Origin of the sequence: Paenibacillus xylanilyticus (assembly GCF_009664365.1) — a bacterium.
GTDB classification, from domain to species: domain Bacteria; phylum Bacillota; class Bacilli; order Paenibacillales; family Paenibacillaceae; genus Paenibacillus; species Paenibacillus xylanilyticus_A.
This window is the reverse complement of the sequence record NZ_CP044310.1, coordinates 972,212-989,038: the sequence shown is the minus strand read 5'-3', so window position 1 is coordinate 989,038 and position 16,827 is coordinate 972,212. Positions and strand designations below refer to the sequence as shown.

Below are 16,827 nucleotides of genomic sequence, written 5' to 3'. Positions count from 1 at the left end.
GGTCTAGCTAACTGCTGCTGTGGTCGTATAAACTCATACCACACTTCTTCCAAATTTTCGTTATAATGTAAGCATTACACCGAGAAACGGGAGGCGAATTATGGAAACCGAAGGTTTACGCAACGTTGAACAACTAGCCTTGAAGAAACACAAGATTTACAAACAAAGTTTAATCAGGTACCTCTCACGTTCCATGTTAGCCAGCATGTTTATTGGATTTGGTGTGATCGTGGCGTTTAAAACAGGTAATTTCTTTTATATGGAGCAGTCCCCATTTACATACCCCATGGCAGCACTCACGTTTGGAGCGGCTATTATTCTGATTGCGTATGGCGGGGGTGACCTGTTTACCGGAAATACGTTTTATTACACGTATGCTGCACTCAGGAAGAAGCTGCGCTGGCTCGAAGTCGTGAAGCTGTGGATTGCCAGTTACAGCGGGAATCTGATGGGCGCAGCTGTCTTTGCTCTATTAATCTATCTGACGGGATTATTCGATTCATCTCAGGTCAATGGATTTCTACTAAGTGTGGTGGAGCACAAGATGGAGGCACCGGCAATGCAGCTCTTTTTCCGGGGGATTCTATGTAACTGGCTCGTGTGCTTGGCGTTCTTCGTACCGATGTTCATGAAGGAGAATGGCGCCAAGATGTTCGCCATGATGCTGTTTGTCTTTTGTTTTTTCATCTCGGGATATGAACACAGCGTAGCCAATATGTGTACGTTCGCGATCGCGCTGGTACTGAATCATCCGGGAACAATCTCGTTTGGCGGGGTCATTCATAATCTCGTTCCGGTAACCCTTGGCAATCTGGTGGGAGGCGTGCTGCTGATGGGCTTCATGTATTATGCGGTGAACAAACCATTTCTCGATGATGAGACTCACTAACGTATGAAAAATCCCCCGCGACCATCCATCTCAAGATGTTGGTTACGGGGGACTTCTATTTTAATTTCAGATGTAATATAGGAAAAGGATTACCTGAGCCATCCAGCTCCGATCTGCCTGTCTGCACAAACCCCATCCGGGTATAAAACCGCGCAGCTCCTTCGTTTTGTTCATTCACATCCACTTTGATATCGTTACCCTTAAGGTCAATGGCATGCGTAACAAGCATCCGTCCGACACCTTGCCCATGCTGGTCCACATCCACGAATAACATCTCAATGTGCTTGCCATCCAGCCCCATAAAAGCAACGGGTTCTCCCGCCGAGTCCACTGCTTCCCATACTTCCATGCCTGACAGAGCTTCACTCACCACACTTTTATAGAAGACAATATCCTCTTCGGCCAGAAATGTATGCGTAGCCCGTACAGCTCGTTCCCAAATGGCAACCAACTTGGCATGATCCAGTGCCCGGTATGATGTAACCATCATTTTTAATTCCTCCCCTCCGATGTAGTGTTTATTATATTGCATAAATCTAAGGAGCGGGTAAAATCGAATGCTGTTTTGCTGAAAAAGAACCCAATTCAGCTATTCTAGGTGTCCTCCGGCTTCCAGCGAAATGTGACAGCAGATTGAGATGGCAGTGTGTATTGAAACGACTCTTCCTCCATGACGACACGGAAAACAGTATCTTCGTTACCAGTGTTAGCTGCAACCAGTACCATGGTTCCATCCGGGTTAAGGAAGGCCACATTCTTCAACTCGTCCCGTTCCTCCGTAGATTCCACTCTTACAGCTCCTGCACGAACGTAACGACTAAGATGTGCCAGTGCATAATATTCGACATTGCGTGTCACTTCACCCGTCTCCGGATTAATGGTCACTACCCCCCGGCAATTCGCACAGCCGCCATTAGTTGGTCCACCTTGCGGGTCCAGTGCTATATTCCAGAGCAGTACGCTTTGAGCCCAGTTTCGCGGAGCACCGATCATTAGATTGGACATCTGCCAGCCTAAATTTTCACCAAAATCAGAACTCCACTCCCCCCCGCTGCACTCGGTAAAATAGATATGTTTATCCGGGAAGCGATCATGCACTTCCGTCATGGAGGACGGGTCCCCTTCATAACAATGGAATGCCGAACCATCAATATACGATACAACTGCTTCGTCCCCAAGCACACTGCCCGTGTATTCTACCGCCTGATCCCAGTTATGGTCATACGTGATGATTCGTGTGTCCAGTCCTGCATCCTGCATGGCAGGCCCAAGGTAATCCCGAATAAACATGGCCTGTTCTTCGGCTCCCATACTCATGCTCGGATAATTAGCGGTAGTGAATCCCGGTTCATTTTGCAAGGTCATTCCATAGATTGGTATCCCCTGTGCCTGATAAGCCTGAATATATTTTACAAAATAACGTGCATATGCTTCATAAATTTGTGGATTGTTGTAATCGAGATACCAGCCATTCATTGTCTTCTCGCCATATTTCATCCAGGCCGGGGCAGTCCAGGGGGTACCTAATACCTTGATGTCCGGTTTCAGCACAGCGACCTGTTTCAGCATATCTACCACTTCCTGATCTTTGTCGATCGAGAAGTGATCCATATTATAATCCGTGCCGGACTCGATATCATTATACGTATAACTTGATGGTTCACCAGATGCATTCACCGAGTAATCAGAAGCACCAATCGTATGACGCACCATATCCAGATTCAATCCTTCACTTGTAAACAGTTCCTTAAGTAATCGTTCCCGCTGTTCCTGCGGAAGCTGATGGAGTAAATAGGTGGCCGAGCCTGTCATGGCAGCACCAAATCCATCCATCGTTTGATACGTTTGGGATGGATCAATGGTGATGGTGTGATCTGCTTCGGAATGGTTCGCTTCCGTTGTTGTTTTTGTCCATTGAATCGGCTGCTGCGGTTCCAGTAAATGCTGCTGATCTCCGGTTGTCAGCCATGCTTCAGCTGTTGCCGGGCTCTTCCCTATTGGTGGTGGCGGGATGGCATCTTCTTCGCTGCGGTCTGTCATCCACCATGCGCTGAAACCAGCCACAATACATACGGCGAGCAGCAGGAGCATCCATCCTGTTTTCTTCTCTTTCCATCGCACGTTCATCTCGTTTCCCCCCCTCTCTAAGTGTGGAAAAAAGCCGCGGCCATTCGGCCACGACTCTTCGCTTCTTCCTTTTATTTACCGGATGGACTTCCGATCTTCACGCTGCCTGTCAGACGGATATCATCTGATGCACTGCCGACATAAACAGATACTTTACCCTTAGGCATTACCCACTCATGCGACTTTTCATCCCAATAGGACAGTGCGCTGCGATCCAGTTTGATTTTAACACGCTGCTGTTTGCCTGCCTTCAGATCGACTTTGGCCCAGCCAGCAAGTTGTTTTTCCGGTGTTTCCACACTCGTTGGCAGATTGCCTACATAGACTTGTACCACTTCTGCACCAGAAACTTTACCGGTGTTCCGTAGGTTCAGGGACACTTCTACGGTAGCATCGTCCCCTTTACCTGAGTTTTTCACATGCAGGTTGCGGTAGTCGAAATCGGTATAAGACAATCCGTGTCCAAATGCGAACGCTGGTGTCATGCCTTCTTTGTCATACCCTTTATAACCTACAAAGATGCCTTCAGAGTATGTGCCCACGCCATTCACACCCGGGAACTGTTCCGCGGTGGAGATCGGCGTTTGCGAATCGTCCGACGGGAACGTCACTGGCAATTTACCAGAAGGGTTCACATCACCAAACAGAACGCGAGCTACCGCGTTACCTTGCTCCTGACCTGCGTACCAGGCTTGAACAATGGATGGAACTTCTTTTTGCCAGGAATCCATTTCCACAGCGCGGCCGCTCATTTGTACAACAATCGTCTTCGGATTTGCCGCTGCAACCTTGCGAATCAATTGCTCCTGGTTGTTTGGCAGTTCCAGATCGGAACGATCAACATAACCTTCGCTGTCATACGTACGTGTCACGACAACGGCCACATCGGATTTTTTGGCCAGCTCCACTGCTTTTTGCATTTTGGCATCCACGGCATCTTCAGGTGCTTCCCAGCCAAAACGCATTTGGGCACCCATGTCATGGCTTGACTGTACCGGGAAGTCGGTACGGTATTCAATCTTAATGTTGTGGGATTCGCCTTCTTTTAACGTAATTGCTTTCTTGGTTGTGCTCAGCGTTTCACCTTGATTTTCTACGAGCAGCTGATCATCCACGTACAATTTCGCAGATCCCAGGCTGGTCAGAGACAATTTGTAATCACCTGTCTTGGGTGCTGTAATGGAACCTGTCCAACGTGCGGACATTTTACTGTTGAATTCCGTTGGTGTAACCGGAAGCTTGGATGACTGGGCGTTGAACCCTTCATAGTTATAAAATCCAAGATTCATGTTGACCTGATTATCAGTACGAACCAGTGAAGGGTCACCTTCCATGTTCGTGTTGGTCCAGTATTCGGCACGAAGACCATATTCCGCTTTGTCCGTACCAACATTCTGCTCGCTCTTCTCGGCATCTACCGGAGATAAAAGGGTGGATGGTACTGCGGAAGGACCATTAAATGCATCTCCTGCGGAGATAGGGTCTGTTCCCGCTGCATATTTCACTTCCACGCCATTGCCTGCACGGTTACGAATACCTTCAAGCGGACTCACGGTATATGTCGGGTTAACGAGGCTGCTGCCTCCACCTGCTGCAGAAGCCGTATCTGCATCCGGTCCAATTACTGCAATGGAATTCAGTTCTTTCTTGGAAAGCGGCAGCACGTCATTGTTATTTTGCAACAGCACCATGCTCTGCTCAGCAATTTCCCGTGCCTGCTTACCGTCTGCCTTCGCATTAATTTGTGTATTGGTTACAGGGTTGTCGAACAGCCCTTTCTCGAACATTTGGAGCAAAATGCGGCGAACCTTCTCATCAATGGTCTGCTCGCTGACTTCACCTTTTTTCACGGCTTCCAGCAGCTGTGTTCCCCATTTGCCATAAGGCTCCCCTGGTGTCTCCAGATCCAGACCCGCGTTAGCCGATTTGGCTGTACTGAAATTGGCACCATAGTCACTCATGATGAACCCTTCGAAGCCAAACTGATCCTTGAGCAGATCGGTCAGCATCTCTTTGTTCTCACAAGCATATGTACCGTTCACCTGGTTAAATGAACACATGGCGGAACCGAGATCTGCTTTTTCAACCATAGCCTGAAACGGACGTGCATAGACTTCCTGAATGGCACGCTCGCTGGCGGTTGCATTCGTTGTGAAACGCTCCGTTTCCTGATTGTTCAGGATGTAGTGCTTCGCCGTTGCAATCACCGGGTTGCTCTGAATTCCGTTGACATATGCTGCACCCATGCCGGAAGCCAGCAGCGGATCCTCACCCAGGGATTCGAAGTTGCGTGATCCCCATGGTGTACGTGCAATGTCCAGACCAGGACCAAGAACAACGTTATGTGTTGTATCATGGGCTTCCTGTCCGATCAGATCACCATATTGTTTGGCAAGATCGGTATCCCAGGATGCTGCCAGGGCGATCGGCGCAGGTAGTGCCGTGGACTTTTTGTCCTGCACATCCGGATTGGCAACCCGTACCCCTGCTGGTCCATCCGCCATTTGTAGTGCCGGAATGCCAAGCCGCTCCAATCCATCATTATAGAAACCATAATAGTTATTTACTTTACCAGTAACAAATCCGACTTTCTCCTCCAGCGTCATCGCCTTGAGCAGCAGTTCGGTGCGTTCCTTCGCAGATAAGGATTTGTTCATCCAAGGGCGATCCGCCCCGGAATCCGCTTCTGCGGCAAAGGCGTGTAACGGCATGGCCGCAACCGCCACGATGATTAACAGCATAAACCATCGTTTGAGGAAAATCAGGTTGAGTCTTCTGTTCATGTTTGTAAGCTCTCCTTCTCTCTTGATCATTTTTCTTGCACACATAGTTGGATACATGTGTACAAGGGAATGCAAACTGGCTTGTCCCAGCCCTTCAAGCATTCAGGCAGCCCTGCACATCGCTACGAAAAGTGCGGCTCGACAAGCGAGCAAGCAATTTCGCTTTCTTACGATAGCCGACCTGCGGATCAATTACATCCCCTTAAATATGGAAATGGAGCCGAAAGGAGTGAATTAGTTCTTAGGTATGATGTCAGAAATAATTCGTATAACATCATATGAAAACGAGTTAATTACATTTTTGTAACTCAATTCATACAAAACATTCACTTTTGAAAACAGTCGTTATGTCCCACTTCAAAATTAACAATTTATTCAATTAATTATCATATTAAGGAATTTAAGTTGAACACCTGGGCCCAAAGTCTATTTGTAAACGGATGCAATGAATTTCTTCGTTCCGCATGGAAAATAAAAAGCAACCGAAGTCCCTTTTAACAGGTACCCCGGCTGCTATTTCTTCCTTACTCACCTCTAATAGCGTCCCATTTCTCCAGTCAAACTTCCTTAAATTTACATCCATTCTTACTAACCGTGTCACCTGCTGAGTCCTAAACTTGCCTGCGATCTCGAATTATTTCTAGCCCTTCAGCTGCGCCAGAATTTGTGGATCTTTGATCTTCTTATCTTCTGCGAGCAGCATGATTTTGGATAAAATCTCCGCTGTTCTTGGATCTTCATCCAGGAATGGCAGGAAGATTCTCCCCCGATGCTGACTATGCAGAGGTACGATATATAGCGCACCAGTTGCCTGTTTAAACACATTGCCACTGCCAAGATGAACGGCATATTCGCCGAGATCGCCTTCGATCCGTGCATAATTGCCATCCAGTCGTACATTGTCTATCTTGAGCAGGCGCAGGGATTCATTCACGATCACATGACGCATTTCAATCGTTGTCAGGCTGGCTTCTGGATCCACACCACCCACATGCGCAACACTGACTACCAGATCAACATCACGCATGACCTCCGAGAAGAAGACCTTCGGTACATCTTGCAAGGCTACAGGCTTATACGTTTTGCGATCATAAAATTGTACTGTCTCCAGCGTAGGTGCTTCCGTATCTGCCGGCGAGAACCAGTCTGCCATGGCATACAGATTGGCAATCAGGTTATGCTCATAGCTGACTTTCTGTAAGCCTTCCTCGTAACTGACGGTCCACTGGCGCCCTTTGAGCAGGGCAACCGTCTTCTTCGGTTGAATCTGATACCCGGCATACCGGCGGGAGACGGTTCCATTCGCAAGCTCATCCTCATTTGGAAGGTACAGCTCACGGAAAACCTGTTTGAACGGCTGTCGTTCCTGACGGGTGAACAGATCCCGCTGGAATTCGCTCCATGTCCCGCTGCGGAACAATTGCAGCGGATGTGCAATCACCAGTGGATCCTGCTCCTGCAATGCTTGTGTGGTACTTTGTTCGCCAGGTACAACCAGGCCGGCAGATTCCGCATCGAAATACCCTAATCGGTCACCTGACTGGAACACCAACGTGCGAATCAGCGGTCGAATAACCGGATTTTGCATGAGGCTGGTCACTTCCTGGACGGTAAAGGCCGTCTCTGCCGTCATGGAACGCTCCAGCTCCTGTTTTGCCCGGCGATACTGCTGAACCAGATCCCCTTTTAATTCCTTCAACTCCGTAATGTATCCATCTTTCTTGAATCGTGCAGGGACCGATTTGAGTGTCTTCCCTTTACTTACAAGAACCAGCTCGGACTGACCATCCTCATCAATGACCAATTGTGCTGTGGTTGTCTCATCCAGGGCCTTCGGTTCAAAGTAGGATTTCATCTCATCCAGCTTGCTCGCTTCCATGTTCCAGATCAGCCGGGTGACGTCCGTATACCCTGCATTGCGGGCAAGGTTGCCAAGAGCAATCTGCGCGGCTGCACCTTCGCTGGCACGACGCTGGGCTCCAAATTGCTTGCTCTCCAGCAGGAATTTCTGAATAAAATCATAACGTTCTCGCAGATCCCGTTCCTGCTCCGCCTGAAATGGAATCAAACTGTATGTGAGCAGATGGTCCTTATTACGCTTCTCCTGCACAGATTGACGCATGTCCTCCAGACGAAGCTTCCCTAACGCTGCATCCGCGAACAACTGGGATCTGCGGTGGTTTGCTCCACCGGAAATGTATTTGGCACAATCATATAACAGATTGAACCGTTCCTCGCCGACAGCAGCATAAGCTTCCTCGAACCAGGCAATATCAAATGCTCCGTCGTTGAATTCCTGCGGCGATATCGGTGAATAGTGAGCGACGATGGTTTCCTTTTCAGCCGTAAATCGTTCATTAATGTGGGCATGGAAGTACCATGCGGCACTGCGAAGTCCTTCCCATCCCAGATGCTTTGATACAATCTCCATCCACTGCGGTGCGTACATGGCGGCTTCCAACAGCTTTTTCTCTTGAATCGGATTTTGCTCTAACAATTGGCCCAGGAGAGTATCATCCTCACCCTCACGTGGATGGCAGACCTGAATCAGATGACTGAACGTCTCCTTGCGTGTTGTATTATCTCCGTAGCTGTAGATGTAGCCTCGTACAAACGTATCCTTATCCATGGCTGAGACCAGATGCACCCAATGTTCCATGCCTTCAATTCGTTCAAACTTCATGGCCAGTGTGCTGACTTCGGTGGAAAGCTCACCTCGTGTCAGTTCGATCTCCAGAATTCGTTCAACGACAGTATTCCGCAGCTCTATAAGTTCCGGATCATCCGTGATACCTTCGGTGCGTGTCGACGTCAGCTCACGAATGAATGCAAAACGCTCCCCGCCCGTCAGCAACTGACGGTACATCGTCTGTTTCTCAATCAAACGCAGTTTGAATGCCCGCACGTAATCCTCGAATGATAACAGGGAGAAACGCTGTGTATTTCCCACAAGGTTGATGAACTGGTACGCCGTTTGGAAAAATCGTTGGAAACTGGCATCATCATATATTCTGCTTCTTACCAGGTAGTTCCACCGTTCCGTCAGGATATGAAGCATGCCGGCTTCCTTCTCCAGTTGATCGTCCGGCATACTGGCGATAATGGAAGCCCATGTCTTCTCCGCAATCTCAAATGTATCTGCAGGGTCGCTGTCCATGAACGCTGCCGCAATCAATTCGGCAACCTGATCTGTATAGGTCAGCGAAGCCGCCATCCGCTTCATTTCTTCCATATAGGATAGAGGATAGGTCTGTTCGGCAAAGGACTTGCGCCAGCCTTCCAATAATGGGATTTTGCTTAATTCGTTATAATCATATTGATCGTGATAATAGCTGTAATGTTCATCCAAGTTGCCGCTCAGTGTGCTGAATTGCAAAATAAAATAGAGCTGCATGAGTTCCAGACTATTCAGATCGCTCTGCGCAACATACGCCTCCCAAACGTCGTGGAGAGGATATTGCTCCAGCTGTTTCATCTTATTTCGTTCCGCATAGGAGAACATGGAGCGCAGGCTGGCTCCAATCAAAAGCGTCTCACGGTAGCCCGCATAATACTCCACCTCATACTCATGATCCCTGTGTTGATGGACCAGAGCATCTAATCCTTCCATAAATGGTTTGGCCTTTTCCAGCGAAAGCGTAAAGATTTCCTTCGGATTAAAATCACCAAGATCACGCTTCTCCTGCAGCAAGGGCTCCACCCGGGATGGATCGAACAATCCAAAACCATTCGAAGAGGTATACCGGCTGCCCTCTTTCGCCAGCTTGTCCAGCAGCTTTTGCTCCTTCGCGGTAGGCTTCTGGATCAGTCCAGCTAACGGCTGTAATTGCTCATGCTGATCTGCACGTTCCGGATCTGCCGAAATTTCGGTCAACAGCTCAAGTGCACCAAGACGCTGCAATTCATTCTTCGCTTTCAGCAAACGTTCCAGTGATACCGCCAGCTGATCCGCAGGCTGCAGCAAAAGTACCTGAATGACCTTCTGCCGAAGTGAACCGGTCTTGAGTTTGAGCAAGGCCTCCATCTGTTTCATCTCGTCAGTAGTCAGCTCAAGCTTCCTCACTTTGACTAGGGCAATCTCCCGGTTACTCATGCTTTTGTCGGACAGGCTCTCAAACACAAACTGTCTTTGCACCTCGTTATCAGGCTGCTGAACGAACTGGGATAACAACTCACCTCGAAGTTCCGGGCTCAGCATGTCCTTGATTGCAATGACTTCTCCGATCCAATCAGGGTCCATATCATACGCAGCCAGATAGAGCATTTTTTTGACCACATCATTCTGTTCAATCCGGTAATGGACATATTCAAGAACGCCAGATGGTCCACCTTCCCCTCCCAGAGGAATGCGGTCCAGCAGCTGCTTAAATTGATCGAAGTCCTGACGCCGAATTGCCTTGTCTTCAAAGACAGGCAGGGGCGAAATGTGAATGCTGCGCTGATTCTCTCCATCCTCGAAGTGCCAGTTATGCATGTACATGGCATCATAGTTTTGGATAATCCAGTGCATCAGCTCCAGATCCTGTACGTCCAGATATCGACGGGCAATCCTTAGCCTCAGGTCACGATTCTGACTGTTCGCAAGCACATATTGCGCAACGATTTTCTGATACAGTTGGCCGTGATCCATAATACGGATTAATTTGTCATTAAGATGGTCCTCTTCAATAACAGCCGTTGCCCACAGACTGATGAATATCTTATTGGCATTGGAATCCTGCTCCCAATCTTCACGAACAGCTGCATCGGTTAGCGCTTCATAGGCTTGCTCAATCAACTGTGATGCAACGCGCGAATTGGCCGCTTCAATTCCGAGTCCTGTCCATACGGCTAATGCTCGAACCACTGAACTGTAGCGAATCAGATTGTGATCGATGATTACTTTTAATATGTATATAAATGCTTCAATAGTTCCTTCATCCATCCGTTCAACGATACTCTGGCGCAATCCTTCCTGCAGCCTTGCTGCCACAAGCAGCTCACCCACCATATGGTACGCCTCTGGCTGGTCACTCATGAATATACCTTTGATCATCTCACCAGTAAGCAACGCCGACTGATTATCGCCATATATAATCTCGTGTAAGGCCTGCTTCATACCCCCGTTGTCATGATCCAGATCATATGCAATGCAATCCGGAAGCACGGATCGAACCTCGTACAAATGATCAAACTTGTATTCACGAACCGATACATAATCGTTCAGGGAGAACTGGTGAATCTCCATGCGCAGCAATCCAATGAGCTTGCGGATTACCTGTCCAAAATGCTGCTCCGGATTGGCAGTTCGATAAGGACGGCGTTCGTACATGACACTGTATGGAAAATGGGTGGCACGGTCAGCAATATAACGGATTCGTTCGACCACCCATTCATTCGTCAGCTGCTCAAGCACGTTCAGCAAGGGTTCGAATACGGGCTTTCCCGTTGCAGCTGCCTGCTTTTGCAGCAATTCCTCTGTATTCAAATATACTTTTTCATCTCCGCGCAAATACGTGGAACCAGCCATCTCCACCACATATCCTGCAAGCTCCTGCCAGGTCCCGTTCAATGATTCTGCCTTCTCTTGCATTCCGTTGATATACACCAGTTCATTATCTTTCTGATTCATCCAATCTCCTCCTTATCGTTTAATTACCACAAGCGGCCGGCAAGCATGGTAAACCGGATAAACACCAATTCGTCACCTTCCTGCAACTCCAGTGGTGCATCCAATTCGGACAATTCTTCATCATTGAGGAAGACTTTGTACAGTCCATCTTCATAAGCCATCATAGCCGTTTGAACCGCATGCTCCATGTCTTGAATTTCCTCATTGTATACTTCACCAAAACCGACTTTTCCCGTTGATCCCTTACGTTGAACTTCCTCAGGCATAAGATAGGTGAGCAACGCCGCACTGTTTTTCTTCTCCTGAAGAGCGTTCACCTGCACGTGTACCATATGTTTGATTAGCTCTCGTAACGTTCCGGTTGTTTCCGGAAGTGCTGTGGCTTGCTTGGCAAGTGCAGGCTTGCGTTTGCCCAGGCTTTTCACCGTGACCCATACGTTCACAACGCCCCCTCCTTCTTCTATATGAACTGACTAGCTACGTCTCACCAGTCTAGTAAAAAACTAAAAATACGTACACATGTACCCCTTATTAGCATCATAACCAATATTTCCGCCACAATCATGAGCCATTTCTCACGTTTACCTGAAACCTGCGAACTACTGAACCCCAACGTACTTACGCAAAAAAAAAGCCGGGTTGTTCCAACAACCTTGGAACTCCCAGCCACATCAGCATTCATACAGACCTGATTTGTGTTATGAGACAATGAACAGCTTTGGATTCATCTGGCCAATCGCATGGGGCGAATCGTTACAGCCGCCGTTTTGAAGCCTGGCATACGGCAGTAAGGGTCCAGATCGGGCCTGGTCGCCCGATTGACGTTCTGAATGCCGCCCCAATGCATTGGTACAAACAGTGTGTCTTCGCGAATATGTTCCTTAATACGGGCACGTACCGTGAAGCTCCCATGCACTGATTGAATCTCGACCCACTCCCCATCCATAATTCGATGACGTGCAGCTGTACCCGGATGAAGTTCCACAAAATTCTCCAGTTCACGGGCTTCCAGCGCTGGGCTCCGATGGGTCTGTACGCCAGTCAAATAGTGAGGAAGGACGCGGCCATTGGTCAGAATCAGAGGAAATTCCCGCGAGACATCATGCCAGCCAGCACTTAATTCACTTGTGAATGTGGCCCTGCCGTCCTCATGGGCAAACCGCTCACTGAAAAGCAATCCTTCACCCGCATCCTCCAGAGAAACACAGGGCCAGTAAATGCCTTTCTCCCTCCGCAGACGTTCGTAGGTCATTCCGTAGTAATCTGCAACCCCGCCCCGGCTGGCCAATCTGAGTTCATTGAAGATATCCTCGGCACATGCATATTGAAAATAAGAAGCTTTGCCGAGTCCGCTGGCAATGGAGCATAGAATATCCCAATCGTGGCGGGTCCCTCCCGGTGCCGGTCTGCCCTGTTCCCGTAACAGCACCCGTCCTTCCAGATTGGTCAGCGTACCTTCGTTCTCCAGATAAGCCGTGATTGGAAGCACCACATCAGCCATCTTCGCTGTCTCGGACAGAAACATATCTGCCACAACCAGAAAATCCAGCTTGCAAAGGCCTTCTTCCACCAAGCGAACATTGGGATTGGATACAACCGGGTTGGAGCCCATCACAAGCAGGGCACGGATCTCCTGCTCGTGAACCCGTTCCATCATTTCATAGGCAGATACTCCTTTTCCCGGCAAGCTTTCAGGTGCAACTCCCCAGACGGATGCTACATGTGCGCGGTCCTGTTCATTTTCTATGGAACGATATCCTGGCAATTGATCGGCCTTCTGCCCATGCTCTCTTCCGCCCTGTCCGTTTCCCTGTCCAGTGATCGCACCGTAACCACAGCCTGGTCTGCCGATTTTTCCAGTTGCCAGTACCAAGTTAAGAAAATGACGGACCGCAAGATGTCCATCCGTTTGCTGTTCCACTCCGCGCGCAGTCATGATCATGCCTGTCTCCGCCTGACCATAGGCCATTGCGGCCTGACGGATCAGGGTCAAGTCCACCCCGCATTGCTCTGCGGATTCTTCCAGGTCTATCTCGCTCAGTGCATTCTGCAAACTCTCATAGCCTTGGGTTCTTGCATCAATAAAATGCTCATTCACAAGTCCCGCTTCCATAATGACCTTCAGCATGATGTTCGCAAGCAGTGCATCCATACCCGGTTTGATCTGCAAATGAAGGTCGGCAATGGCTGCAGTAGCTGTCTTGCGCGGATCAATAACGATGATGTACGCTCCATTTTCCTTCGCCTGGTTGAAATAAGGCAGCAGCGTGGGCTGGCACTCTGCAACGTTGGTCCCTGCAAGTACAATGCACTGGGCCAGGGGGATGTCGGACAAGCGGAATGTCAGCCCCCGGTCCATGCCAAACACCTTACTTCCTGCTGAGGCAGCGGCTGACATACAGAAACGACCGTTATAATCAATATATCGTGTCCCTAGAGCAACCCTTGCGAATTTCCCTAGCAAATAGGCTGTTTCATTGGTGAGGGAACCCCCTCCATACACACCGATTACATCAGCTCCGTATTGATTGTGAAGACTGGTAAAACGTCCTGCAATATATTCGGTGACCTCAGGCCATGAAGAAGGTATCAGTTCACCATCCCGGCGGATGAGAGGCTGCAGAAGTCGCTGTCCACTCAGTGCATGCTGATGTGCATTCATGCCTTTGACACACAATCTTCCCTGTGAAGCTTCATTCGGCACGCCTTCAACGGTATACGCTGCACGGCGCTCACCAGCGATGGGCCCAGCAATTTCCTCGACCGTCATTTTGCACTGTACGCTGCAATAGGGGCATTGCGTCTCCCGTACATGCAGTTTTGAAACAAACGAACTGTCTTCCATGGATGTCTTCATTCCCATCTTCACTCCCTTCCCTACCTTTTGGGTCAAGTAAAAGTCAATTCGCTTACTGTTCTGTCCGCAAGCTCGATCTGAAATTGTGGATCCAACAGATTTTCGCGGATCGATATGAACCCCAATCGCTCTACCCATGCCCAGAGGGGTTCATCGTACCAGGCGGTTCGGCGATACCACTCCACGCATGCCGAGATCAGCTGCACGGCATCTTCTTCCGTCTCGCCAAGTCCGAGGAGTGCCCCCTCTTTTACCGGATGAGCCGCATGACCACCCGCGTAAATTTCCCAGCCGGCTGGAGATTCCTGCAAACCGATATCCTGCACGATCGGGCTTACCCATGAGCTTGCTCCACCCGACAAGACGACCCTCACGGGAGCAGGCATATCTGCATTAACCCACCTGAATTGAAGGTCTTCTGCCATGGCTTCGAACTTCATATCACCTGCATGGACCTCGATACCCACAACCGCGCCCCGCAGAATATCGTTCCGGTTTCCAGCCCGTTCAGGCTGCTGCATACTCATCCACTTCCCGGTTATCTTCAAATAGTAACGAAGTGCAGGATGGCAGACATCGCAGCCTTCTTCTGTTCTCCAGTCCAGCTGCTGCATGATTCTTCTCATTCCATCATCCTCGTGAATGCCATACAGATGGTGATGGTCTGTCGAAGCTGCAAGCTCAGAGGGATTACCATCCGACAACCGCTTGAGCGTTTCTTTCAGCGAGGCATGGCCCAGATCCGTACAACTGCAAACGGGCCATTCTGCCGTTTTTGCCGCAGCTGCTGCTTCGCTTGCATTACCGCCGTTTTTCTGGAGATGCAGCGTGTGCTTCACCAGAGCCGTCACCATTGGACGACATCCGCCGCAGGAACCGGAGGCCTTGGTATGCTCCTTCACCTGTTCAGCAGTCTGCAGCCCCTTATCCTGTATGGCCCTCATGATCATCACCTTGCTCACATGGTTACAGGCGCACACTGTCTCCTGATCAGCCAAAGCTGCTGCCGCCTTCTCGGCTGGATTCGGCCCTTCCTCGCGCGGAGCAAGTTCCTCGACTCCAGCCCCACGCTGTACGAGTCCCAATAGGCTGGCACTCTCCGTCGTATCCCCGAACAGGATCGCTCCACTTACATGCCCTTCCTTCATCAATATTTTCTTATACGTACCCCGAATACCATCAAGCATCTGTACAGCCGTCCGCATTTCTTCTCCGCTAATGTTTCCGGCCGAGAACACGTCAACGCCAGACACCTTCAGTTGAGAATATGGAATAGAACCCTTATACTCTGCTGTCTCCTGTCCGCATAAAAAACGTGCGAGTACCTTCCCCTGCTCATATAAGGGAGCTACCAGACCGTAACTGATGCCTCGATGTTCGGCACATTCACCGACAGCATACACATCAGGTACGCTGGTACGCATGTAATCGTCGACCACAATCGCCCGGTGGGTCCTGATTCCGCTCCGCCTGGCCACTTCAACATTGGGGCGAATGCCCACGGCCACAACGACAACCTGTGCTTCAAGCTTCGTTCCATCTGTAAATTGAAGTCCCTGAGCCTGGGACCGACCCACAATTTTTTGCGTGTTTTTGTTTAACAGGAAAGACATCCCCTGAGCTTCCAGCTCATGCTGAAGCATGGTCGCTGCCTGCAGATCCAACTGCCGATTCATAATGTAAGATGCGTTGTGCACCACAACGGCTTCCATTCCCAAATGCAGCAGTCCGCGGGCGGCTTCAAGCCCAAGCAATCCCCCACCAATAACGGCTGCCTTACGATGTACTTTGGAATACGCGGACATGCGTGCGCAGTCATCTATGGTGCGAAAAGACATCACCCTCTCTTTATCCACACCAGGAATGGGCGGAATAAACGGAGCAGACCCTGTCGCAAGGATTAGAATATCGTAGGACTCCCTTATTCCGGATATCGTTTCAATCGTTTTGGACGGAGTATCAATCTTGTGGACCGTCTCACCCGTACACAGCCGGATACCATGATCCTCATACCAGCTCCAGTCATTAATGATAATATCCTGCAGATCGTGCTCACCCTGCAGCACTTTGGATAACATGATCCGATTATAGTTGGGACGTGGTTCACTTCCGTAGATAACAATCTCATAGGTATCCGGAGATACGGCTATGATCTCTTCCACACACCTAACACCTGCCATCCCGTTTCCGATAACAACCAGCTTCTTCTTGCTCATGGGCTGCCCCCTGTCTCTGTGACATGCTGAGTTAAAAATAAACAGAAAAATCCCTTCTCCATGGATCGGAAAAGGGCACCGTTGCCTCCGGAAATCACACGCCATTGTGTGATTTCATATTAGATTCAGATTACGGCAAACCCTATTATATGTCAACAAAATTAACACATAATTCTGAATTAACTTTCAAAACGATTTAATTAAAATTTTAATGTTATTTTTCTTGACATACATAAATTCTCTTTTTATAATTTGAATCAAAATCACCGTGCTGTGATCAAACTAGGTGCAGGAACACAATGACGTGTCCTGCCTGCCGGCAATGAGGCCGCAAATCGTTCATC

At 49.2% G+C, this 16,827-nt stretch carries 8 protein-coding genes; 1 reads left to right on the top strand and 7 read right to left on the bottom strand.

Features of this window, described 5'->3' with window-relative positions; all coding sequences use genetic code 11:
* Nucleotides 1–100 precede the first annotated feature (100 nt).
* Nucleotides 101–889: a formate/nitrite transporter family protein gene (locus tag F4V51_RS04450; RefSeq protein WP_095288637.1), complete on the top strand. Its 789-nt coding sequence runs from the start codon at nucleotides 101–103 to the stop codon at nucleotides 887–889.
* A gap of 55 nt (nucleotides 890–944) precedes the next feature.
* Here the strand turns inward: F4V51_RS04450 and F4V51_RS04445 are convergent, their stop codons facing one another.
* The 7 genes from F4V51_RS04445 to F4V51_RS04415 form a co-directional block, all read right to left on the bottom strand.
* On the bottom strand, nucleotides 945–1,379 hold the full coding sequence (locus tag F4V51_RS04445; RefSeq protein WP_153977020.1) for an acetyltransferase: 435 nt from the start codon (nucleotides 1,377–1,379) through the stop codon (nucleotides 945–947).
* Nucleotides 1,380–1,483: 104 nt separating this feature from the next.
* A complete protein-coding gene (locus F4V51_RS04440; protein WP_153977019.1) occupies nucleotides 1,484–3,016 on the bottom strand; it encodes a glycoside hydrolase family 30 protein in 1,533 nt (510 codons plus the stop codon).
* 71 nt (nucleotides 3,017–3,087) lie between these two features.
* Nucleotides 3,088–5,799, bottom strand: a complete 2,712-nt coding sequence (locus F4V51_RS04435) for a beta-glucosidase (protein WP_153977018.1) — start codon at nucleotides 5,797–5,799, stop codon at nucleotides 3,088–3,090.
* A gap of 640 nt (nucleotides 5,800–6,439) precedes the next feature.
* Entirely contained in the window at nucleotides 6,440–11,410 is a 4,971-nt protein-coding gene (locus F4V51_RS04430) for a DUF4132 domain-containing protein (RefSeq protein WP_153977017.1), read from the bottom strand.
* Nucleotides 11,411–11,433: 23 nt separating this feature from the next.
* Entirely contained in the window at nucleotides 11,434–11,853 is a 420-nt protein-coding gene (locus F4V51_RS04425; protein WP_153977016.1) for a hypothetical protein, read from the bottom strand.
* A 281-nt stretch (nucleotides 11,854–12,134) separates the two neighbouring features.
* Nucleotides 12,135–14,267: an assimilatory nitrate reductase catalytic subunit NasC gene (gene nasC / locus F4V51_RS04420; protein WP_153977015.1), complete on the bottom strand. Its 2,133-nt coding sequence runs from the start codon at nucleotides 14,265–14,267 to the stop codon at nucleotides 12,135–12,137.
* 32 nt (nucleotides 14,268–14,299) lie between these two features.
* The gene (locus F4V51_RS04415) at nucleotides 14,300–16,483 is read right to left on the bottom strand and encodes an FAD-dependent oxidoreductase (protein WP_153977014.1); all 2,184 of its coding nucleotides are present in this window, start codon (nucleotides 16,481–16,483) and stop codon (nucleotides 14,300–14,302) included.
* Between the last annotated feature and the right edge of the window lie 344 nt (nucleotides 16,484–16,827).